Source organism: Parabacteroides sp. AF17-28, from assembly GCF_003479205.1.
Taxonomy (GTDB): Bacteria; Bacteroidota; Bacteroidia; order Bacteroidales; family Tannerellaceae; genus Parabacteroides; species Parabacteroides acidifaciens.
The window spans coordinates 95,866-119,649 of the sequence record NZ_QUGV01000010.1; the positions used below are offsets into that span (position 1 = coordinate 95,866).

Genomic DNA, 23,784 nt, shown 5'->3' on the forward strand with positions numbered 1-23,784 from the left:
ATGTAATACAATAGTTATTTCTTCTCTTTGCGTCTGCGCCGGAAGCGCAACAGGTCGTACACCCAAACAAGCAGCAAAGGTACGGTAAAAGTCAATAAGTTGGTTGCGAGCGCAACATCTTCTTTACTTTTTATACGCTGCCCGTCCAGGCAGCCGTCCATCACCGCTTTCACATCTTCTTCCGCCGGGATGTCGTTGTAATGCCATTTACCCAGTATCGTGCCGTCTTTCAGCAGCACCAGTCCGGGATTGGAACGGATAATTGTCTTGAGCAACACCTCGTCCGCCATCCGGTAAGGATATTCGGCGCCGGTATTGTCGCTCCACGTATCGATTGCCTCCGGCGATGAACCGGTTACGCAGTAAAACGGTATGTTGTGTTCAAGCGCATAGTCATACACGCTGTTGATCTCGTCCATCCGTTCGTCGTCGGCATCTTCCAGTTTCGGGGAGATCAGGAGGAGAACCGGACCGGGATTGCGGATGATTTCATCCGTCACATCCTCGCCTTCGCCGTTATAGATGTTAAAGCCGGCAACGGGCGTCTCATATCCTTTCCGGATCAGTTCGGTTTTCGACTCTACGAACGTCCAGCTACTGTCGTTTGCCGGATAGTCTTCGAGCGAGAACTCTTTCTTCACCCCGTCTTTCTCATAGACGAACGAGTATTTATATTCATCTTCGGGAGCGCCGTCGGGTATCTCCATCAACTGCGGGATATTCGCGCCGATCTTATAAGGACGGAAATCGATTACCGGCAGATGGTTGTAGTTATAATAAGCGAAGCCCACCCCGAACAGGTAAGCATAGAGGGCGACAAACCAATAAGCGCGGTAAGTAAAACACTGGAACAACCGTTGGTTATAAATAAACACGGTAACGGCCGCAGCAGAAAGGACAATGTTTTTATAGAATGTCTCCCAATTGGTGATAACCAGCGCATCGCCGAAGCATCCGCAATCCGACACCGGATCGAAAAGGGCCAGATACAGGGTGAGCGGCGTCATAAACGCCATAAACACCAGCACGAGGAAAGAAACATACCGCCGGTACACGCCTAACAGCATACAGACACCTAATGCAAACTCGATTGCCGAGAGGTTGAAAGACAGCAATACCGTAAAAGGCTGTAACTTGTCCAGCCCGAAGGAAGTCAGATAATCACCTATCTTGATCGCCCCTCCCACCGGATCGACCGCCTTGACAAAGCCGGAGAAGATAAACACGACTCCGATCAGCAGGCGGCAGAGTTCTGCCAATATCTTTATAACGGTATCTTTACTTTTCACTTGTCTCTTATTTTTTAAGTACAGGTGTGTGTCGTTCTATTCACTGCGTCTGTGTCCTGGCGGGCTTGACCCGCCATCTCATCCTAATCACTGTAAATCCGTTTAGGATGAGGTTGCGGGTCAAGCCCGCAATGACACGCTAAAGCGTTAGAACTTATTTTTGACGCACCCTTCTTCTTCTTCACCATATTCAAGTTTTATTAGTCCGAACAGGGCGTAGTTGATCATATCCATATAGTTGGCATCGACGCCTTCGGACACGATCGTCTTGCCGCCGTGGCTCTCGATCTGCTTCGTACGATAGAGCTTCATCAGGATCAGGTCCGTGTAGGAACTGATACGCATACCGCGCCATGCCTCATCGTAATCATGGTTCTTGGCATACATCAGTTCTTTGGTTTCCGTGATGTATTTATCGTACAAGGCAAGCGCCTCTTCATTGCTCATATCGGTCGTATCGGCAAATCCCTTTGCCAACTGTATCAGCCCGATCACACCGTAGTTGACGATTGCCACAAACTCCGGGCGGATGCCTTCGTCCACCATGCTCACGCCTTTTATTTCGAGGCTGCGGATCCGATTTGCCTTAATAAATATCTGGTCGGTCACCGACTGCGGACGCATAATGCGCCACGACGGACCGTAATCTTTCAACTTCTTTTCAAACAACTCCCGGCACTGGGATATTACTTTTTCAAATTGTTCCTTCGTATCTGCCATGCTTTCTTATCATTAACGCAGCAACAAAGATACAGATAAATCCATCGAGTTGTTTATACAAGTAAAGTTTCTTAGCTTTGTGGAAACATTTTTTCAAACAGACACTTCCATGAACAGGTACGTTTCCGCGATAACGGGTTATATCTTACTATTCTTCGTCCTCCTGTCAGGCGCATGCACGGCGCCATCGGACCGCGACCTGCTCGACCGGGCGGAAAGCTGCCTGCGGAAGAACCCAGACAGTACGCTCCTTCTCCTCAAACAGATCCGTTTCCCCGAACGGCTGACGGGAAAAGAGTTGGCCGATTATTGGTATCTGCACGCAACGGGACGCCGTAACACAGACCGGTCGTACGTGACCGACTCGCTGTTGCAGGTGTCTATCGACTACTACGCCGCCGTCCATGACTCCGCCCGCTTGCGTGATTGTTACCGCTTAGAGGCACAACGGCAGGAGTGGCTGAAACAGTTCGACCGGGCGGATGCCTTCTACCGCCGTGCCATCGAAGTCTGTCCTCACGACCAGCAGAACCATATTCCGGCCCTATACAGCAAACTTATCCTGTTGTACAACGACCATATCAATCCGAAAAACTATCCGCTTGCCCGGCAGTATGCCCACAAGCTGCTATCCATAACCACCGATCCGGAATGGCGGGCGGATACATACTACGAATTGGCCGCCAGCTACAACTTCGAGGGACTGCATCCGGATTCGGCTGTTTATTATACCTACAAATGCCTGGAACTGGTTTACCAAATGCCCTTGCAGCAACGTCCTTTCTATTTGAGTAACTGTGCCAATATGATCGGGCTGGATGCCCACGAAGCATTGAGACTGTCCGACGAAGCAATCGCCATCAATCCCGAACGCTATTTATTTTCCAGCACCAGCACGAAAGGTTATATCTATTTAGCGATGGGCAAACCGGACTCTGCCCTGCTATGTTACCAAAGGGCAGCGGAGGCCTATAAAAAAGAAGTTATCCGGATAAAGGAAGACTACCCGACCGCCCATAACTCACTCAGCACTTTATATGCAGCGACCAGCTACGCCCTGTCGCCCAAAGACATCCGGACAAAAGAGTTTATCTACAACGACTCGATCAACACAGCATCCTTCCGCCAGCGACTGATCAACAGCGAGCACGTCCAGAACCAGCAGGTTCTTCTGGAAAAGCAATATACGCTCAACCTGCACCAACAGCAACTCAAACTCTTGCTGACCGGAATCCTCTGTGCCGTTATCCTGGCAGGCGGTATCCTGTATCTCTACATCCGCAACCGCAGGCAACGCTGGGTAGCTTCCGAAGAGAAGGCTGAAGCATTAGAGCACCTGTTGAACGAAGCCCGGAAGAATACGGCTGAAGAACCGGCTGCCGACGGTGCATTCTTCCGCCGCATCCTGCTGAAACAATTGGGATTGATCCGCCTGCTTGCCTCCTCGCCGACCAGCGCCAACCAGGAACTTCTCCGGCAAATAGCGAATCCGGGAGAGGGAACAGAAAAGGGCAACCGCCTGTTGACATGGGAAGAGCTTTATCCGATCATCGACGCGTCTTATAACGGTTTCTATACGAAACTGACCAACCGTTACGGCGAGTTGCTGAACGAGAAGGAGATTCAGCTTTGCTGTCTGCTATGCGCCGGCTTCACCACGAAGGAAATCAATGTCGTCACCGGACAGAGCATATCGACCATCTACCACCGCAAGATAGATATCCGCCGTAAGATGGACCTGGACGAGACTAAGGGGCTCGCAGACTTCATCCAGTCTGTATATTCAGCTTGATTGCAAAAGGCCTGCCGGTTGTCTGAAGGGAAGAAATATCCGGCTGTTATTAAAAGTAAACCGTTTCGTTACTTGAACCGCCCTCTTCCCAGGGATTGATGCTGCCGGAGAGGTGGATGTCTTTGGCCTGTAGCGTAAATTCGTATGTCTGTTTTTTGCCGGCTTCGAATGCTTTGGTTGATTCGATGCGGTAGTCTTTATCGCTTATGCGGACAATAAAAACGGGTTTGGCAACCGGGTAGAGCAGGCAATCGGTTGTGATTGTCTTTTGCGTCGGACCGATCTCGATGTTCTGGCTTTTGACAAAGGTATAGTTGCTTTCGGTGGCCGCTTGTGTCAGCTTGCCTGTTTGTATGTCGAGTTGTATGACGGGTGAATAGCCTGCGAGGGAAATACTTTGCAGGATCATCGTTTCTTTGATATCGTCGGCTTTCTCAAATTTGACCGTGATAGCCGAGAGTAAATGGTTGAAGGCGAGGTTTACCGTCTCTGCACTTGTGGCTTTGCCCCGGTTCAGGACGGGAGTTGCCCACATAATATCTTCTTGTTTGTTTAGATCGAACGGAATACTTCCTGACGTATTGGTTCCCGATTGGGTATAAGGATAATAGGCGTAGAAATTAAGCAGGGTGTCGGGATTGATGGGATAATGGCCGTCCACGGAGGCGATCAATTCGTTGCTTCCTGCCTGTTGGGTATAAAGAGTGTTTGTCAAATCCTTGCGTAGCGTGGTGTTCACACTTCCGTCGCTTTTATGATGCCCCCAGGAAAAGACTCCGATCTGGGAATTGTCGGGAAGGGTGGCGTCGGTGATAATGGCTTTGGTGGTAAGGGTTTGGATGCGGGTGGAGAAATGGATAGGATCGCTTATCTCTGTTGGGATGACACCTGTGCTTTCTGTACAACCTAAACAGCAGATAAAGAGGGATAAATAGTAAATTGATTTCCGCATAAAGCTGTGAGTTATTTTCTTTATAAATTTAAGAGAGGAAAGAAAGAGTGCCAGAAGGAAACTATTGAAGGTGTGTCAAAACTCTCGCGTCGGTGTCTTGCGGGCAAGCCCACAATGACACGCTAAAGCGCTGGTGATTATTTTGACACACCCTCTGCCCTCTCATGAAGGGAAATTAGAATGCTTTTGATACACACTTACATTTATATAAACTACTTTTATTGAACAGTTCCTTCTCCCGTTCCTGTAGCCCATGGAGTTATTCCTGCTGTAGCTTCAACAGCTTTGTCAGAGAATGTTAACGTAACAGTATAAGCTGTACCGGCTTTTGCTTCTTCCTCAGTACCTTCTCCGCCTTTTGTTGTAAACGGAATGCCCGTATATGTTCTATCTTGGGTGTTATCTCCACTTACTCCTGCAACTATATCCAATGTCATTGCCACTCCTGGCTGAACCATCACAGTTCGATCCATATCTGTAGCAGCTGTTGAGATTGAACTCGTTCCATTTTCAATTACTTTTATATCAATCTTATCATCATCCGCCCCTGTAAATGTTAATTGTCCAGTTTTCAATGCTAATGTAGCAGTCTTTTTTGTTCCCTTAAGCGTTATCGATTTCAGGACATAGTTACTTGGAAAACCATCACCAGCTTTTAAACTAAATTTGATTTGTGTCAATAAGTGCCCAAAAGTAAATTTGCCAAATGCGTTTGTTTTATTCCCACTTTGCTCATCGCTAACCATGATATCTATGTCGGCAGCTTCTGGGATTGTAAAAGTAACAGAACCAGATGTATTTGTCCCTTGCGGATAAAATCCTCTTAAATATGTGTCAGATCCATCTGATTCATAATAATAAGATTTGTCATTTGCTAATTCTCCAGAAGCATCTTTAAACTGAACAGTTCCTGCTGTCCCTGTGATTTTAGCAAACCAATCATCTGTATAATTTCCAGAGGCTGTTCCTTTTACAAATTGTACATATTTTCCATCTTCTCCCCACCCATCTACAGGAGCTTTTGTTTCAGCTTTAAGAACTCCAGCTGCAATTTTGATCTCCACTTTATCCTGCTTTCCGCCAGTTACGTCGTCTATCGGATCATTTTCACTTGAACAACTAACCATTGCTGCCATAGCAAGCATACCAAATAATAGATTCTTCATAATTATAAATTTTTAAATTGTTATACCCTATAATCGTTAATTAAATATTCGTTGTCTATTCGATAATTAAACTATCACCGGATGTTACCTTCCACCGGTTGATTGTTACTGTGAAATTGGGACCGGGGGTGACGTCGGCTTCTATCGCGATGTCTATGTCTTGCCCTTCGGTCTCGTTGAGGGATGTACCTAAGTCGATCGTTGAAGAACTGCTACTCCCGTCGGATAAGGTAAAGTCTAATGTTACCTCGTGGGTCGGAGTCGTACCCGGCTGCTCTTCGCCTTCTCCTTTTTCTTTCGGTTTTCCCAACATCAGAATGTTTGCACTTACTCCTTCCTCCGAAGGGGTGGTTTCAAAAGTCCGGTCTGCCTTTGCGTCTGCCACAACCTCCTGTTTACTGAGGTTGATGGCGCTCGACAGGCCACTGATAGTTCCTTTACAGCCCGTTATATGCTCCATTCCTTCCACCTTCACTGTGATAGAGAGGTTGCGGACCAGAGGTTCGGGCTTGAATTCGATCAATTCGTTGCTACCTCTTTTTACCTCTAACTCCTCGACTGCGATTCCGTACAGAGGAATCGTCCCGCTCTGTATCCCGTCGGCAGCTTTCGTTGTTACAAGATACGCTTCGGCAGTGTCGAAGTTGTTCGTATTCTTGAAAGCAATATTTGCCGCATCACAATTAAAGATCAAAAGCTTGTAACGGGCGGGCGGCAAGGCGAAACGCAACCGATCCGCATCATTATCCATTTGGATCATCGATCCTCCGTCCATCGGATAAAAACAGTATCGAAGCCTTTCCGGGGCGGGAAACCCTTTCAGCAACTTATCCCATTTAAAGGAGTATTCTATGTTTCCCTGCTCATTCTGCTCCGGCGTGTCATTTGTGCTACACTTAACCAGTGTGACGATGATGCAGCAGACCATAAAAGCGATTCCTGTTTCTAAATACCTCCGAATGTCCATTTGGCTCAATAGTGATTGATAATCAAAACTTGCTTTCTGTTATGATGCAAATGTACAGGGATTATAGACCGGCAGAATTGTTTTTTCTGACCAAAGAGTTGCAAAACTTGCAACAAATGTTGATTTTTATGCGTTTTCGCCTCTTTCGTTGCGGATAGCGCGTGGAGATTTGCCGAAATTGGCCCGGCAGAAGTGGAAAAAGTTCGATAATGACTCGAAACCGTACTTATAGCAGATTTCAGAGATACTGATATCGGTAGTGGTCAAATCGCTTTGTATATCCTGGCATTTCTTCTTGAGCATCCACTGGTAAGCCGGTTCGCCGAAAGTGTCTTTGAAAAGACGGCGAAAAGTCGGGGTACTGTACCCCCCTAATTGAGCAAAAGACTCCACGTCTTTTGCTTTCAGGTAATTTTGCATGACAAAATAGCGGAATGTTTTACTATACCTATATATAGGTGCATAAAAAGCCGCTATTTCTTTGATGGTATAATAGCAATTGAGCAGGAAATACAATTCCGTCCGCTTGGCCTCAAGAAGCTCCGCACACAGAAGTTCATTGTTAAGGTACATTTTCAGCCCGTTGATGAAAAGGCGCAGGGGGAAACACATATCCATCACGATGGGTTGCATGGGGGTTTCTTTTGCCAGCTCCAATCCCCGGTTATAGCGATCGGTGCAAATATTTTTCGGTGTTTCAAACAGGTAAAGGATGCATTCCGTCGCTTCCAGTATCCGAAATTCCACACGCGAACCGATCGGCTGCATAATGAACTGTCCGTCATGGAATATGGTTCCCGGATGTTCTTCGCTGTTGACCTGCACGCGCCCGCTCACCAGAAAATAGATCGTATTCTGCGAACACCGTTCCTTCGGGAGTATCATTCCCTTGATGTAAGAACGGTATTTGAACAGTTGCTTCTGGTAATGGGAACAAGAAGAACAGTCAGTATATTTCTGACAAATAAAATCAGACATGCGTGCCCGGATTTAGAGTTTGACCTTTTTGCTTTTACCCTGGTTCTCGTTATGGAAACGGTCTACGGCTGTCACGACATAGCGGTATTTGCGTTTTCCGTTGTCGTAAGGCAACAGGTAACCTGTTTCCCGCGTGATAGCGACTATCTTTGACGGATCGCTCAAGTTGACCGGTTCTTTATCTTCAAAACGATAGATGACGAAATAACTTGCCAGTTCCGGATTGGTTTTACTCTGTTCGGCCTGCCAGTGCAGCAGGTAGCCTTGTGCCGTCCATTCCGTTTTCAGCTTCCGGACTTCCTGGGGAGCGCGGTTGTGCATATGGGTATAAGCCGGGATCAGCGCCGGGTAACGGTGATAATTCCGCTTCAGGCTGTCGGCCACGCCCAGGTTATTCCACAGGATTTCGTTTGCCGGCCAGAAACAGTTTCCGCTGACATGAGGCAGGGCACGCTCGTAACGCATCTTGCGCGTCAGCTGTCCGGCTTTCATGGTGCGGGCAACATCTTGTCCGATATAGAGATGTCCGCCGTTGGCATTCTTGTCCCACCATTTAATGAGGGTGATGTAGTCGGCTGCCGAATGCCCGATTTCCCAATATATCTGTGGAATGTTATAATCGATCCAGCCCTCTTTCACCCAATGGGTGACGTCGGCATACAGGTCGTCGTAGTTTTGCAGGCCGTTTGTCTCGCTGCCCGAACCGTCGGGAGTGCTCTTCTTATTGCGATAGATGCCGAACGGGCTGATGCCGAAGCGCACCCAGGGTTTGGCCAGCAGGATGGTACGTTTGATTTCGCGTATCAGCGTGTTCACATTCTCCCTCCGCCAATCGCCGCGTTGTGCAGCCGTATAGCCTTTGTTCAGACCATATTTCCGGAAACTCTTATCATCCGGGAAAGGCATACCGGCCACCGGATAAGGATAGAAATAGTCATCCATATGGATAGCATCGACATCATAACGGCTTACGATATCGCGCACGACACGGCAGATAAACTGCCGGCTTTCCGGCAATCCCGGGTCAAAAAGGATTTGTTTATTATAGGTCACGAACCATTCGGGATGCTTATTATATATATGTGAATCGGCAAAACGGGTATTCCCGGCTGTGCTTGCCCGGTACGGGTTCAACCAGGCATGGAACTCCATATTCCGCTTATGGCATTCTTCGATCAGGAAAGCCATCACATCAAAGTTCCCGGCCGGTGCAAGCCCTTGCTGTCCGGTATAGAAGCGGCTCCAGGGCTCGATATCCGATTTATAGAAAGCGTCGGCCTCCGGGCGCACCTGGAAGACGATGGCGTTGATTCCGCATTTTTGCAGGTAGTTGAGCTTGCGGACAAAGTCTTTCCGCATCTGCGCAGGGGTCATATCCTTATATTCTCCCTGAAATGCGGTCTGTATCCAGGCTCCGCGGAACTCCCGCTTCGCCTCTTTACCTGTCGGTTGTTGTGGTATTTGTTGTGTCGTCTTACAAGATGTCACCGCACAAAGCAATGCTATCAAGAACCAATGAAGGTGTTTTGTTATCATGAATGTCTATTGAGTTTGAGATTCCTTGCTATTTATTGTCCCTACAATCATTGGCAAAGATAATAAAAGTTTAAAAGTAGGGAAATGACTGGCTATTTCTTTTCGCTGATTAATTATCAAAATGTAATTACGATTCCACGGATTTGTCGATTTCAGGGAATCGTCATTCAAAAAAGCATTTTTGAAAAGATATAAATCAATATAGAAAACAGGGGCACTGATAATCTTGCTACTTTTACCTCCGGAATCTTAAAAAAGAACAGACCATGAGAAAACCTCTGCTTAAAACATTGCTTTGCCTTTCGCTTTTAGTTCCCGCTATGGGAAGCGCCCAGGATAAAAGTGCACTCGAGAGTGGTTTTGTGAATCCGTCGGAAAAGGTGCAGACTTCCGTATATTGGTATTGGATTTCGGGAAATATCTCGGAAGAAGGAGTGAAAAAAGACTTGTATTCGATGAAGGAAGCCGGGATTAACCGGGCTTTTATCGGGAATATCGGGTTAGACGAGGTTAAAACGCCTTATAAAACAGTTCCTTTCGGTAGTGAAGAATGGTGGAAAGTGCTTCATGCCGCCTTGAAAACAGCAACCGAACTGGGCATCGAGATCGGTATTTTCAACTCGCCCGGTTGGAGTCAGTCCGGTGGTCCTTGGGTAAAACCGGAACAGGCGATGCGCTACCTAACCTCGGTGAAAGCGGAGGTGAGCGGCGGCAAACAGGTCGAAGTCATTTTGGCGAAACCCGATAAAGACTTTCAGGATGTGAAGGTGATCGCTTTCCCTTCTGTCGATAAGAATACCGCCCGGCTGTCCGCTTCAAACACGAAAGTATCTTCCTCTCCTGCCCTGCAAAACCTGTCCGGATTGTTGGACGGAGATAAGAAGACGGCTTTGCTTTTTACAGAGAAAAACGATCAGCCCGTCACAATCGACTTTCAAGCGGATAAGCCGTTTACCCTGCGCAGTTTTCAGGTCTATCCGGCTCACCATCCCATTCAGAGCACAGCACGGCTGCAGGTGAAGGAGAATAACAGTTTCCGGACGATAGCCGAATTTAAGATAGACCGTTTCAATGCCAACCCGAATGTGGGCTTTGACCCCTATGCACCGGTCGTGGTGTCTGTCCCGGCAACAACCGCCGGCGAGTTCCGGCTGGAATTGAACGGAATTGCTCCCGAAAGCGGTTTGAGCGAAGTGGTCTTTTCTTCCTGCCCGGCGGTGGAACGCTATCCGGAAAAGACATTGGCCAAGATGTTCCAGACACCGCTCCCCTACTGGCACGAATATCAGTGGCCGGTACAGCCGGAAGCTGACGATCCATCCCTGACGGTCGATCCGGACCAGGTATTGGATATATCCTCCTGCCTGCAAGGCGACCGCCTGGTCTGGAAAGCTCCGGTTGGCGATTGGACGATCTTGCGCACGGGTATGTTGCCGACTGGCGTCACAAACAGCCCTGCCGATCCCGAAGCAACCGGACTGGAAACAGACAAAATGAGCCGTAAACACATAGAATCCCACTTTGAGGCCTATATGGGCGAAATATACCGCCGTATCCCGGCTGAAGACCGCAAGTGCTGGAAAGTTGTCGTGCAGGACAGCTACGAGACAGGCGGACAAAACTTTACGGATGATTTCCTGCGCGAGTTCCAGGAACGCTACGGTTACGATCCGCTTCCTTTCCTCCCTGTTTATGAAGGCTACGTGGTCAAGAGCCAGGATCAGTCCGACCGCTTCCTCTGGGATCTTCGCCGGCTGATTGCAGATAAGATCGCTTATGATTATGTAGGCGGTTTGCGTGATGTCTGCCATAAATATGGCCTGACGACCTGGTTGGAGAACTATGGGCATTGGGGATTCCCCGGTGAGTTCCTGCAATACGGCGGGCAGTCGGATGAGATCGGCGGTGAGTTCTGGAGCTTCGGCGATTTAGGAAATATCGAAAACCGCGCCGCTTCATCCTGCGGGCATATTTACGGGAAGCAGAAAATTTCTGCCGAATCCTTTACAAGCGGAGGAACGCCTTTCAGCTGTTATCCGGCTATGATGAAGCAACGGGGTGACCGTTTCTTTACGGAGGGGATCAACAATACGTTGCTGCATGTCTATATCTCGCAACCGACGGAAGAGCGAGAGCCGGGCGTAAATGCCTGGTTCAGCAGCGAATTTAACAGACTGAACACCTGGTATCCGCAAATGGACCTGTTCACTTCCTATCTGAAACGCGTCAACTATATGCTGCAACAAGGATTGAACATAGCCGATGTTGCCTATTTTATCGGAGAAGATGCGCCCAAGATGACCGGAATCACTGAACCGGAATTGCCAAAAGGGTATCAGTTCGACTATATCAATGCCGAAGTTATAGAGCGTGATCTCTTTGTCAAAGACGGCTTGCTGACATTGCCTCACGGCACCCAATACCGTATCTTAGTACTTCCCGAACTGGAAACGATGCGTCCCGAATTGCTTGCCAAGATAAAGAAACTGATTGAAGACGGCGCCGTCGTCATGGGACCTGCTCCACAGCGTTCGCCCAGTATGCAAGACTACGGCAGGGCAGACCGGCAAGTCAAAACGATGGCCGGTGAGCTTTGGGCCGGTCTGGACGGACAAAACGTGAAAGCGGTCAAAAGAGGGAAAGGAGAATTGCTGTACGGGATGAGCATGGCAGAGGCTTTGCAACACATCGGATGTGTGCCCGACTGCGGAGTGCCGGCAGATGCACCTGTCCTCTACGGACACCGTTCGGCAGGAGATACGGAGATCTATTTTATCTCCAACCAGAAAGAGGAAACGATAGAGGTCAGTCCCGAACTGCGCGTCCGTTCACGGCAACCCGAATTATGGGATGCGATGACTGGCCGCGTTCGGACGCTTCCGGCTTACCGGCAGACAGCTACAGGTACGGTTGTCCCACTGAAACTGCATCCTTACGAAAGCGCTTTCATAGTCTTCCGCCAACCGGCGCAGAAGCCGGAAGGAACGGATTTGCAACTCAACTATCCGGCTCCGCAAACCCTTGTCCGGTTAGATGCTCCCTGGAAAGTCTCTTTCGAGGCGAAGCGTCGTGGACCGGCTACACCCCAGACCTTTACACGGCTGGAAGATATCACCAAAAATGAAAACTTTGACATCAGCCATTATTCCGGTACGATCTGGTACGAAACGGATTTCGCTTTGAAAAAGAAACCGGACGGGGATTTGTATCTGAACCTGAACGATGTCGGCGTCATAGCCAAAGTTAAGATCAACGGACAATATGCCGGTGGCGTCTGGACGGCTCCTTACCGGGTGAATATCACGGATTTGGTAAAGAAAGGTAAAAACAAGGTCGAAGTGGAAGTCGTCACCACCTGGATGAACCGCCTGATCGGTGATAGCGGATTACCGCAGCAGGAACGGAAAACGTGGACGCCCTGTAACATCTGGAAACCGACCGACGCTTTGCAGAAATCCGGCCTGATCGGTCCGGTTTGTATAGAAAGTGTGAATTGATTGTTTCCGAATGTGAATACCAATCGTTTACTTGGCAAAACGGCATTACTTTCCTAACTTTGCAGGATGGTAATCAAGGAAAAGATTATGTCCGAAAACAATTCTATATTTATCAAGGGAGCGCGGATCAATAACCTGAAAAATATTGATGTCGAGATTCCCAGAGACAAGTTGGTCGTTATCACCGGCCTTTCCGGTAGCGGAAAATCATCATTAGCATTTGATACGTTATATGCCGAAGGGCAACGACGCTACGTCGAAAGCCTTTCGGCATATGCACGCCAGTTTCTGGGACGTATGAGCAAGCCGGAATGCGACTATATAAAAGGCATTCCTCCCGCAATCGCAATCGAACAGAAGGTCAATACCCGCAACCCCCGTTCGACGGTCGGCACCTCTACGGAGATATACGAATATCTTCGCCTGCTCTATGCCCGTATCGGGAAAACGATTTCTCCCGTTTCCGGAATGGAGGTGAAGAAACACCAGGTGAGCGACATCGTGAAGGAAGTGCTCGCCTATCCCGACGGAACCCGTTTTGCCGTCTACGCCCCCGTTGTCTTGCCGGAAGGACGCGGCATAAAGGAACAACTGGAAATCCTGCAAAAGGAAGGATATACCCGTCTGTCCATTAACGAAACCATTTACCGGATAGGCGAAGTGTTGGCTGATGATGCCTTACTCTCGTCCCCCGCGATCGAATTGCTGATCGACCGTCTGGTCGTTTCTAGCGACAAGACATTGAAAAGCCGTCTGGCCGACTCTGCCGAAACAGCGTTCTTTGAAGGGCACGACACCTGTATCATCCGTATTTATGCACCCGAAGGGACCGTCATCAAAGAATATTCCAAGAAGTTCGAGGCGGACGGCATAACATTTGAAGAGCCCAACGATATGATGTTCAGCTTCAACAATCCGTTGGGTGCCTGTCCGACCTGCGAGGGCTTCGGCAAAGTGCTCGGTATCGACGAAAACTTAGTGGTGCCGGACAAGAGCCTGTCCGTCTTCCAGGGAGCTGTTGTCTGCTGGAAAGGGGAGGTCATGGGCGAATGGTTGCGGGAGTTCATCGCCAAGAGCGAGAAATATAACTTCCCGATCCACCGTCCCTATTATGACCTGACGCAGAAGGAAAAAGACCTGCTCTGGCATGGCGCACGCGGACTGCACGGCATCGACGACTTCTTTAAATTTGTGGAAGAGAATCTCTACAAGATACAATACCGCGTGATGCAGGCGCGTTATCGCGGCAAAACAATCTGCCCGACCTGCAAAGGTTCCCGCCTGCGTCCGGAAGCGCTGTATGTAAAGGTCGGGGGAAAAGATATTGCAGAGCTGGTCACGTTGCCGATCACGGAAGCAAAAGCTTTTTTCGACAATCTGCAACTCGACGAGAACGAGGCAGCTATCGCCCGCCGCCTGTTGACGGAAATCACCAACCGCCTGCAATTCCTGCTGGATGTAGGGTTGGGCTACCTGACGCTCGACCGTCTTTCCGCCTCTCTCTCCGGCGGTGAAAGCCAGCGTATCAACCTGGCGACTTCGTTAGGCAGCAGTCTGGTCGGTTCTTTGTATATATTGGATGAACCGAGTATCGGACTCCATTCGCGCGATACGGATCTGCTGATTAAGGTGCTCCGCCAATTGCAGGCATTGGGTAATACGGTTGTCGTAGTCGAACATGACGAAGAGATCATCCGTGCCGCCGACTATATCATCGATATCGGTCCGAAGGCCGGCCGCTTAGGTGGCGAAGTTGTCTATCAAGGGGATGTCAACGACCTGCGGACCAGCAGTAACAGTTACACAGTCCGCTATCTGACAGGCGAAGACCAGATTGAAGTCCCTGCCTTCCGCCGTCTGTGGAACAACTATATAGAGGTGAAAGGGGCCCGCAAGAACAATCTGAAAGGAATCGACGTGAAGTTCCCGCTGAATGTGATGACGGTGGTGACAGGTGTCAGCGGTTCCGGTAAAAGTTCGCTGGTTCGCGATATCTTCTACGAAGGTGTCAAACATTATCTGGACGACGCGGCGCGCCTGATGGTCGATTGCTCCGGCTTGGAAGGCGATATGCATCTGATCAAAGGCATCGAGTTTGTCGACCAGAACTCCATCGGTAAGAGTTCCCGTTCGAATCCGGTGACCTATATCGGCGCCTACGACGAGATCCGTAAACTCTATGGTGACCAGCCTCTCTCCAAGCAGATGGGCTATTCGGCAGCCTATTTCTCTTTCAACAAGGAAGGCGGCCGCTGCGAAGAATGTAAAGGGGAAGGGAAAATCACTGTCGAAATGCAGTTTATGGCCGATATCACCCTCGAATGCGAGAACTGCCACGGCAAACGCTTCAAGCAAGATGTCCTCGACGTCGAATATCATGGGGCAAGCATCTACGACATGTTAGAAATGACCGTCAACCAGGCGATCGAGTTCTTCGAACAGCATCCGGGCGCACAGGAAAAGAAGATTGTCAAGAAACTGAAGCCCTTGCAGGATGTCGGGTTAGGTTATATCAAGCTCGGACAGACTTCATCCACACTGTCCGGCGGTGAGAACCAACGTGTGAAACTCGCCTACTACCTCGGGCAGGAGAAGCAGGAACCGACGCTATTCGTATTCGACGAACCGACCACCGGTCTGCATTTCCATGATATCAAGACACTGCTGAAAGCCTTCAACGCCCTGATCGGAAAAGGCCATACGGTTGTGATCATCGAACATAATATGGATGTAATCAAATGCGCCGACTATCTGATCGACCTGGGGCCAGAAGGCGGTAACGCCGGTGGCAGCCTGGTTTGTGCCGGGACTCCCGAAGAGGTGGCGATGTGCGAAGCGTCCTATACAGGAAAGTATTTGAAGGATAAACTTTGATCCCCTTTTGCCAAACTTCTATTTTTGCAGAGGCAGAAAGAGGAGAAGCAGACTTTTCGCTAATTTTACATCTGGATACCAATATCTTACACACATAATTGCAAATCAGAAAAGGTGCGATGCATGCACCTTTTCCGGTCTTTTCCTTCTACATTTGAGCATAAAACAAATATAGAAGAACAATGAAAAAAGCAATTATCTTACTGTTGTGTATGCTTCCTTTTTGCAGGCTGTCGGCACAAAACATCAGCGGAATTGTGACAGACAGCAACCGCCAACCGATCGAATATGCCAATATCATAGCGCTCAACCCGGCCGACTCGGCATTCGTACAGGGGACCACAAGCGACCACAAGGGTGCATTCAGCATTGCTGTCCCCGACGAAAAAGCTTATATTATCAAGGTTTCCTGCATCGGTTACCAGACCGAATACCGGAACGGTAACGGCGCAATCGGCACTCTCACACTGAAAGAAGATGTACATCTGATTTCCGAGGTGGAGGTTAAAGGGCAGATGCCGACATTCCAACTTAAAGGAGACAAGTTCGTCACACAGGTACAAGGAAGCCTGTTAAGTAAATTGGGTACGGCCAACGATGTATTGGAACGGATTCCCGGCATAGAAGGGAGACAAGGCAAATTCACGGTCTTCGGGAAAGGGACGCCGATTATCTACATCAACGGACGCAAAGTCTACGATGTCTCGGAACTCGAAAAGATAACTTCGGATGAGATACGCTCCGTCGACCTGATTAACAATCCGGGAGCCGAATATGACGCATCAGTGAAAGCCGTCCTGAAAATACGGCTGATTCGCAGAAAAGGTGACGGATTCAGTGTCAACGCGACCAGCCAGTTGAGCCAGGCACACCGGACCAGCCATTACCAGCAACTGAACCTCAACTACCGGCACGGAGGACTGGACATCTTCACACGCCTCTCCTTCCAGCAATGGAAAGACTGGCAGCAGCAGGAAAACAACCAGACTATCAAGGCGGACACGGCATGGAATATCCGTAACCGGCTGCATTTGGAGTCGGACGGCGGCTCTACCTATTCAGCCTCCGGCTTCAACTACGAGCTGAATGAAAACCACTCATTCGGGGCTCAATATTCCGGTACTTTCAGTATGGAAGGAAACGGCGGATGGGTGTCCGATATGGATATCACAGCCAATGGAACGGCAGACGACCACATACATAATGTTTTTACGGAAACCGCCAACCCTGCCCGCTACCATTCGGTAAATACCTATTACCAGGGAAAGGTCCGGAATCTGGATATAGATATGAATTTCGATTATATCAAAAATAAAAGCGGGAAAGAGCAGGAATCCGTCGAGGACAGCCAGATAGGGAATGACCGTATCGTCAACACACGGTACGAAGCGGATAACGACCTGTATGCCTTCAAACTCACGCTCAGTCATCCCGCAGGAAACGGAACTCTGAAAGCCGGGACCGAAATGAGTTGGACGGAGCACCGGGACAGTTATGTCAATCCCGAACATATCCTGCCGAACAGCAGGAACAGTCTGAAAGAGGCACATAGCGCAGCCTTTGTCAGTTACAGTATCCCGCTGCAATCCTGGTATCTCTCGGCCGGACTTCGTTACGAACATATCCGCAACCGCTATTATGTAGACAATGTTTACAACGAGACACAGAGCAGGAATTACGACAATATATTCCCGAATCTTTCTCTCTCGAAGGCATTCGGAGACGTACAGACGTCCTTGAGTTACAGCGCTTATACTTCGCGTCCTTCCTATAGCTCGCTAAGCAGCAACCGGCAATATAACGACCGTTTCACTTATCAGGGCGGAAACCCGTTCCTGCAACCGACAACCACCCACGATGTCACGCTCAACATGAGCTATAAATGGCTATACTTCGTTGCCTCTTACCAATATAATAAGAATGCGATCTGTTCTTCCATCGAACCATATGAAGACGATCCGCAGCTTTGCATATGGATTCCCCGCAATGTAAAGAAGAAACAGGATCTATGGGTCATGCTGAATGCCTCTCCCAATATCGGTTGCTGGCATCCCTCCTTTTCAGTCAGCCTGATCCGCCAGTTTATGGATGAATGGACCGTCAATCCGGATCGGAAACCCTATCATCCACGATTGTATGCCGGCATACAGAACATGTTCAACCTGCCGCACCACTTCATACTGAACGTAGACGGGATGTGCAAAAGCGATACCTACGAAGGCAAAGCCTGGCGTCCGGGCTTCGGCAGTGTCCACATCGGACTGTCCAAAAGTTTCCTGAAAGACGAAGCGCTGACCCTGCAAATACGGGCATTCGATTTGCTGAAAGCTTTCCGAAATTCCGGACGATATTACGCCGATTCCATCACTTTCGACACTTGGAACTACAGTGATTCGCGCAGCCTGACCGTTACCGTCCGTTACAAATTCAATACGGCAAACAACAAATATAAAGGAAGCGGAGCCGGGAATAAAGAAAAAAGCCGCCTGTGAAACACAGACGGCTACTAACATTATATCAAATCTTTCTATTATGAACAACGAAGTGAACGGCCTAATTTCAGAACCGTAGTCTTGGTAATACCGTTCAATTCGCAAAGTTTCGAAACTGTCGTGCCATACTTGGCTGCGATAGCACCTAACGTATCACCGGATTTCACACGATGATAATGCGGAGTTCCTTCCTGCTGGGAAACCGTATTTTTATTCTGGCTTATGGAAGCGACTGCTGCTGCATCGGCGGCGACAGTCGTTTTTACTGTTTTCGTCACATTAGCCGAAGCAACCGGTTTCGTCTTTTCCACCTTCGTAGAGGTAGTGGCACCCGCACTACAGCGGATAGACTGGCCGATCCGTAAAACCGTCGTTCCTTTCAAACCGTTCAAGCGGCACAATTCATTGACTGTTGTTCCATACATACGGGCGATCTTACCTAATGTATCGCCGGACTTCACACGGTGATAAACCAGACGGTCGGAAGAAGAGGTGTAAATATTGCTTCTGCGTCCGTTAATCTTTACATTATGGAAAACATATGTATCCTGATGGGGAACACCATTCTCGAAGTCTATAATTTCGGCCGGATTAATAGCCTGTCCCAAAAAGCGTGTTTCAAAATGAAGATGGGAACCGGTAGAACGTCCTGTATTACCACCTAAAGCAATCGGGTCGCCTGCGTGGACAATATCGTTCGGGGTAACAAGTATTTTAGATAAATGGCCATAAACGGTTTCAAGGCCGTTCGGATGACGAATCACGACGTAATTACCATATCCGCGACGTTCAAAGTTCTTAATGCGGACTTTACCGTCAAATGCAGCACGGATTGTATCTCCAACGAGGACTTTCAAGTCGATTCCCCTGTGCATACGACGACGACGGGGACCATATTTGGATGTGATTCGCGCCATGGAATCCATGGCTATCGGATAGACGAAAGAAGAACAATCTATAGCAAACGAATCCGGGAAATTGACCTTTGCCGTTCCACGGAACGGGTCTACCCATTGGTTTTCCCAATTGGAGCCGTATAATTCTTCCGCGGGGAACATTAAACTCTCCCTTTCCTCCATTGCTTTCTCATCAAAAGTAGCCAGTTCCTTCAGTTCCATATTTTTACGGATACCAACGCGATCCGCCATTAACTCGGAAACACGTTTGTCCAGCTTCTTTATATGTACGACTTGCGTTGGAGCGTCTTTGTCTTTTTGTGCTTTTACCTCTACGGCCGATACCAAAATAGTGGTACAACAAATAAATAGTAATGCCTGTATCTTCATTATTTTTATCACTTTCAATCAGTAATCCGTGACAAAGGCCATGAAATAGAATGGCTTGTTTCATTGTCATCTCGTCAAAGTTCGTAATTTTGACCAAGCCGACAAAATTCAATCTGGAAAAATTTCCGCAATGAAAATAAAGAAAAGTAAAACAAGGCTTTATATCCGTTGATTTACAACCAACTGTAACAAAACATGTTTCACAACATATTAGCTTATCATACCCCAATTTACCTTCTTGGAAAAGAGGACTTTTAGCCTTTCGTTCAATATCCGGTTGGGTTCGGATAACAAATCGGGGTCTTCGTTCAAAACCTCCTGTGCGATATCGCGTGCAAACTGAAGGATCTGTCCGTCAGCCGCCAGGTTGGCGATTTTAAGGTCGATTCCTTCTCCGCTCTGACGGGTTCCTTCCAAGTCTCCATGACCACGCAGACGTAAATCGGCTTCGGCAATCTCAAAGCCGTTGTTGCTGTTCACCATTATTTCCAGACGCTTGCGGGTTTCGTTGCTCAACTTATAGGAAGAGACAAGGACACAATACGACTGCTCGGCTCCACGTCCTACACGACCGCGAAGCTGGTGCAACTGGGAAAGCCCGAAACGTTCGGCACTCTCGATGACCATCACAGAGGCGTTCGGCACATTTACGCCGACTTCTATCACGGTTGTCGCCATCAGAATCTGTGCTTCACCAGAGATAAACTTCTGCATTTCAGTTTCCTTATCCGCCGCTTTCATCTTTCCGTGAACCATGCAAACCCGATATTCAGGAAAGACCTCTTTGAAAGTCTCGAAGCCCTCTTCCAGATTCTTATAATCCAGCTTCTCACTGCCCTCTATCAACGGATAAACAACATAGACCTGCCGCCCCTGCTGAATTTCCTTCCGAAGGAAATCATAGAGCTGGGCTTTTTTATTGTCATACCGGTGTACGGTCTGAATCGGCTTACGTCCGGGTGGCAATTCGTCAATCACGGATACATCCAGGTCGCCGTACAGCGTCATGGCAAGCGTACGCGGAATAGGCGTCGCCGTCATAACCAGCACATGGGGAATAACCGCGTTTTTCGTCCACAACCGGGAACGCTGTTCCACCCCGAAACGATGCTGCTCGTCAATAATCGCCAGACCGAGGGAAGAAAAAACAACCGTCTCTTCAATCAAAGCATGCGTACCGATTACAATCTGTATCTCGCCATTAGCAATGGCAGGCAAGATGCGGTTGCGCTCTTTCTTCTTTGTCGAACCGGTCAGCAGGGCCACTTTAATATCCATGTCTTTCAAGAAACCCATGACAGTCGCATAGTGCTGGGTCGCCAGGATTTCCGTCGGAGCCATCATGCAAGCCTGGCAATGGTTATCGACCGCCAACAGCATAGCAAGCAAAGCGACCAGCGTCTTACCGCTTCCGACATCTCCTTGCAACAGGCGGTTCATCTGTCGCCCGCTCCCCATATCGGCACGAATTTCGCGAACGACACGTTTCTGGGCATTTGTCAGCTCGAACGGCAGATACTCTTTATAGAATGTATTAAAATAATCTCCGACAGAAGGAAATACAATCCCTTTCAGCTTCATTTTCCGCAGATTGGCCGTACGGAGAATATTAAGCTGGATAAAAAACAGTTCATCGAACTTCAGGCGCAATTGCGCTTTCCGCAGTTTATCCACAGATTCGGGAAAATGCACATTCCGGATCGCTTCCGGAAACGACATCATCTGAATACGGCTTAACACAGCCGGAGGAAGTGTTTCCGGCAACGTCCAGTTCAGGCCGCTCAACAGGGTATATTGCAAATTCTGGATTGCCCTCGAGTTAAGGAAAGACTTCTTCATCTTCTCGGAGGTGTTATAGAACGGCGTCAGGCCGTTGGCCACCTTATCCGCCTGATCCACCGGGTCTATATCCGGATGAGGAATATTATAGATGTGTCCGAACTCGGTCGGTTTCCCGAATACGATATAATCGACTCCCGTCTTAATCTTATCCGTGACATAGTTAAGCCCTTTAAACCAAACCAGATCGATTGTCCCGGTTCCGTCCGTAAACTTCCCGATCAACCGTCTTGCACGCCCTTCACCGACTGTATCGAAGAACAGGATACGTCCTTTCATCTGTATATAGGGCATATCGCCGGTCACCTCCGCGACCTTATAGAAACGACTCCGGTCAATGTATTTATACGGAAAGTAGAACAGCAAATCTTCATACGAAGAAATGCCGGCTTCCTTCTGCAATATCTCTGCCTTCTTCGGGCCTACGCCCGGCAGATACATGATGGAACGTTTGTCGAGATCGAGCATATCGTTTTTTGTTTGTTACTTTTTTAGGTTTTCAATTTGTCTGTTCAAGTCGTTCAGGTCATCTTCGTCTGCCCGGAGAGCATCTTCATGTTTCCTGCGCTCATTGAATTCGTCATAGACTTTGCCAACAATCTGTTCCATAAGTTTGTTGGAGATGCAACCTTTTGTTTTAAGCACTTCTTTACCTTGGAACTCCAACAAGGCATCCACGTTTTTACGCCAGAAATCGAGGGTGAGGTCTTTCCGTTCTTTCACACGCATTTCTGCCGATTCAAGGAAAAGTACGGTGAGGCGGTTGAGCGAATCGATTTCATCTTGTTGCAAATAATTTTTGGCAATAAATACATCACTTTTGCGCACAATGGCTCCTTTCCAAGAGGTAAGTGCCATATTGGGCTGGGAGGCATCAGCTCGCGAACAAATTATTTCAGCAGCGGTTTGCCCGGTAACGGCATAGAGCAGTTTGTTTTGCACTTCGGCAAAAAACATTTGCGCACCTTTGTCGGTCTTGTCATAATCACTGCTTAACATTAAGAGGTCGCGCACTTTTTGGTAGAAGCGCTTTTCTGAAGCACGTATGTCACGGATGCGCTCCAATAATTCATCAAAATAATCGGGCCGCCCATTCGGGTTTTTCAGACGCTCGTCATCCATCGTAAAGCCCTTTATCATATACTCTTTGAGATGCTCATTAGCCCAAATGCGGAACTGTACGCCCCGTTTGCTGCGTACCCGGAAACCGATAGCCAAGATCATGTCTAATGAATAGAACTTCACGTTGTATTGCTTGCCATCGGCGGCAGTTATTAAGTAATCCTTAATAACTGATTCGGCGATCAATTCCCTGTCTTGCAATATATTACCAATATGGATATTGATATTGGACACAGAGGTGGCAAAAAGTTCGGCCAATTGACCCTGGTTCATCCACACTTGTCCGTCTTTAGCCATCAGCGTAACCTTGGCCTTGCCATCAATGGTGTTGTATATAATGATATTTTGTTCATCCATAGCGCAAAGAGTTTATTTCTTGGAACTTGATAACAGCGCCTCCGCCACCAACAAGTCGAACGGAGTCGTAATCTTGATATTTTCCCGGTTTCCCGGAACTGTAACGATACCGTGTCCAAACGCTTCGATAACCGATGCGTCATCGGTGAACAAGTCCGTATAAGGTTGTTCGTATGCCTTCATCAACAGATCGTAGTCGAATACCTGCGGCGTCTGTACCGCCTGATAGCGCGAACGGTCGACCGGATGACTCGTCCCTCCGGTAAACTCACGGAGCGAATCGACAACCGGAACAACCGGAATTGCGGCACCGGAAATTTCCGCCTCCGTGAAACATTTGCTTATGACTTCAGGAGAGACAAAAGGACGCACCCCGTCGTGCACAGCCACCAAGACTTTCTCATTCCTTCCGGATGCATTTCCTATTTCTTCCGAAAGGGACTGCAATCCGTTCCGAACGGAATAGAAACGCGTTTCGCCTCCATTTGCAATCCGATGCGGCACCTTACAGCCGATCTCCCGGCAAAGCATCTTCCAATACGGCTGATGATCTTCCGGCAAAACCAGGATCAGGCCGGCCGACGCATCCCAACGGTGAAACGCTTCCAACGTATGCATCAGGACAGGCTTTCCCTCCAACGGAATAAACTGCTTCGGCAAATCGCCCCCCATACGCAGTCCCCGGCCTCCGGCAACTATCAGGACGTATTTCTTCATCACTCCAGTTCCTCCAATACTTTTTTCACCTCTTCGTCCGCCTTATAAAGCTTTTCCTTACACAGCTTAATCAGCCGCGTCGCTTCCTTTACTTTTTCGGAAAGGACGTCCACATCCAAGTCGCCGTTCTCTATGTCGGCTACGATCTTACGCAGTTTCTCTACGGCTTCGTTATATGTTTCTATCTTTTGTGACATATT

Annotated in this window: 16 protein-coding genes; 4 read left to right on the forward strand and 12 right to left on the reverse strand. The window is 48.5% G+C overall.

All coding sequences use genetic code 11. From position 1 onward, the window contains the following. Window positions 1–14 precede the first annotated feature (14 nt). Complete coding sequence (locus tag DWW90_RS09310) at window positions 15–1,289, reverse strand: BT_3928 family protein (RefSeq protein WP_122332023.1); 1,275 nt, start codon at window positions 1,287–1,289, stop codon at window positions 15–17. Between the two features lie 147 nt (window positions 1,290–1,436). Continuing rightward, entirely contained in the window at window positions 1,437–2,009 is a 573-nt protein-coding gene (locus DWW90_RS09315) for a DUF1599 domain-containing protein (RefSeq protein ID WP_122344783.1), read from the reverse strand. Window positions 2,010–2,118: 109 nt separating this feature from the next. Here DWW90_RS09315 and DWW90_RS09320 point away from each other — a divergent pair, with 109 nt between their 5' ends. Next, complete coding sequence (locus DWW90_RS09320) at window positions 2,119–3,801, forward strand: hypothetical protein (RefSeq protein WP_122344784.1); 1,683 nt, start codon at window positions 2,119–2,121, stop codon at window positions 3,799–3,801. 49 nt (window positions 3,802–3,850) lie between these two features. Here DWW90_RS09320 and DWW90_RS09325 read toward each other — a convergent pair whose 3' ends face one another. The 5 genes from DWW90_RS09325 to DWW90_RS09345 form a co-directional block, all read right to left on the reverse strand. Continuing rightward, the gene (locus DWW90_RS09325; protein ID WP_122344785.1) at window positions 3,851–4,753 is read right to left on the reverse strand and encodes a fimbrillin family protein; all 903 of its coding nucleotides are present in this window, start codon (window positions 4,751–4,753) and stop codon (window positions 3,851–3,853) included. 218 nt (window positions 4,754–4,971) lie between these two features. Further along, on the reverse strand, window positions 4,972–5,919 hold the full coding sequence (locus DWW90_RS09330; RefSeq protein WP_122344786.1) for a fimbrillin family protein: 948 nt from the start codon (window positions 5,917–5,919) through the stop codon (window positions 4,972–4,974). A gap of 55 nt (window positions 5,920–5,974) precedes the next feature. Then, window positions 5,975–6,886: a DUF5119 domain-containing protein gene (locus DWW90_RS09335; protein WP_122344787.1), complete on the reverse strand. Its 912-nt coding sequence runs from the start codon at window positions 6,884–6,886 to the stop codon at window positions 5,975–5,977. A gap of 126 nt (window positions 6,887–7,012) precedes the next feature. After that, window positions 7,013–7,864, reverse strand: a complete 852-nt coding sequence (locus tag DWW90_RS09340; protein ID WP_122344788.1) for an AraC family transcriptional regulator — start codon at window positions 7,862–7,864, stop codon at window positions 7,013–7,015. A gap of 12 nt (window positions 7,865–7,876) precedes the next feature. Further along, on the reverse strand, window positions 7,877–9,400 hold the full coding sequence (locus DWW90_RS09345) for a glycoside hydrolase family 10 protein (protein WP_122344789.1): 1,524 nt from the start codon (window positions 9,398–9,400) through the stop codon (window positions 7,877–7,879). 266 nt (window positions 9,401–9,666) lie between these two features. Here DWW90_RS09345 and DWW90_RS09350 point away from each other — a divergent pair, with 266 nt between their 5' ends. The 3 genes from DWW90_RS09350 to DWW90_RS09360 all read left to right on the forward strand — a co-directional run bounded on the left by DWW90_RS09350 (window position 9,667) and on the right by DWW90_RS09360 (window position 18,263). After that, window positions 9,667–12,897: a glycosyl hydrolase gene (locus tag DWW90_RS09350; protein WP_122344790.1), complete on the forward strand. Its 3,231-nt coding sequence runs from the start codon at window positions 9,667–9,669 to the stop codon at window positions 12,895–12,897. Between the two features lie 87 nt (window positions 12,898–12,984). Then, window positions 12,985–15,771, forward strand: a complete 2,787-nt coding sequence (uvrA, locus tag DWW90_RS09355) for an excinuclease ABC subunit UvrA (protein ID WP_122344826.1) — start codon at window positions 12,985–12,987, stop codon at window positions 15,769–15,771. A gap of 182 nt (window positions 15,772–15,953) precedes the next feature. Beyond that, complete coding sequence (locus DWW90_RS09360; protein ID WP_122344791.1) at window positions 15,954–18,263, forward strand: TonB-dependent receptor; 2,310 nt, start codon at window positions 15,954–15,956, stop codon at window positions 18,261–18,263. 38 nt (window positions 18,264–18,301) lie between these two features. On the opposite strand, the gene DWW90_RS09365 is transcribed toward DWW90_RS09360, so the two are convergent. From DWW90_RS09365 to xseB, 5 genes are all read right to left on the reverse strand, one after another. Next, window positions 18,302–19,549, reverse strand: coding sequence for a peptidoglycan DD-metalloendopeptidase family protein (locus DWW90_RS09365; protein ID WP_122344792.1), 1,248 nt, complete (start codon window positions 19,547–19,549; stop codon window positions 18,302–18,304). Between the two features lie 210 nt (window positions 19,550–19,759). Beyond that, window positions 19,760–21,856, reverse strand: a complete 2,097-nt coding sequence (recG, locus tag DWW90_RS09370) for an ATP-dependent DNA helicase RecG (RefSeq protein ID WP_122344793.1) — start codon at window positions 21,854–21,856, stop codon at window positions 19,760–19,762. 15 nt (window positions 21,857–21,871) lie between these two features. Continuing rightward, a complete protein-coding gene (locus DWW90_RS09375) occupies window positions 21,872–22,867 on the reverse strand; it encodes a virulence RhuM family protein (protein WP_122344794.1) in 996 nt (331 codons plus the stop codon). 12 nt (window positions 22,868–22,879) lie between these two features. Continuing rightward, complete coding sequence (locus DWW90_RS09380; RefSeq protein ID WP_122344795.1) at window positions 22,880–23,584, reverse strand: 2-C-methyl-D-erythritol 4-phosphate cytidylyltransferase; 705 nt, start codon at window positions 23,582–23,584, stop codon at window positions 22,880–22,882. After that, on the reverse strand, window positions 23,584–23,781 hold the full coding sequence (gene xseB, locus DWW90_RS09385) for an exodeoxyribonuclease VII small subunit (RefSeq protein WP_122344796.1): 198 nt from the start codon (window positions 23,779–23,781) through the stop codon (window positions 23,584–23,586). Before xseB ends, DWW90_RS09380 begins: the two co-directional genes overlap by 1 nt. Between the last annotated feature and the right edge of the window lie 3 nt (window positions 23,782–23,784).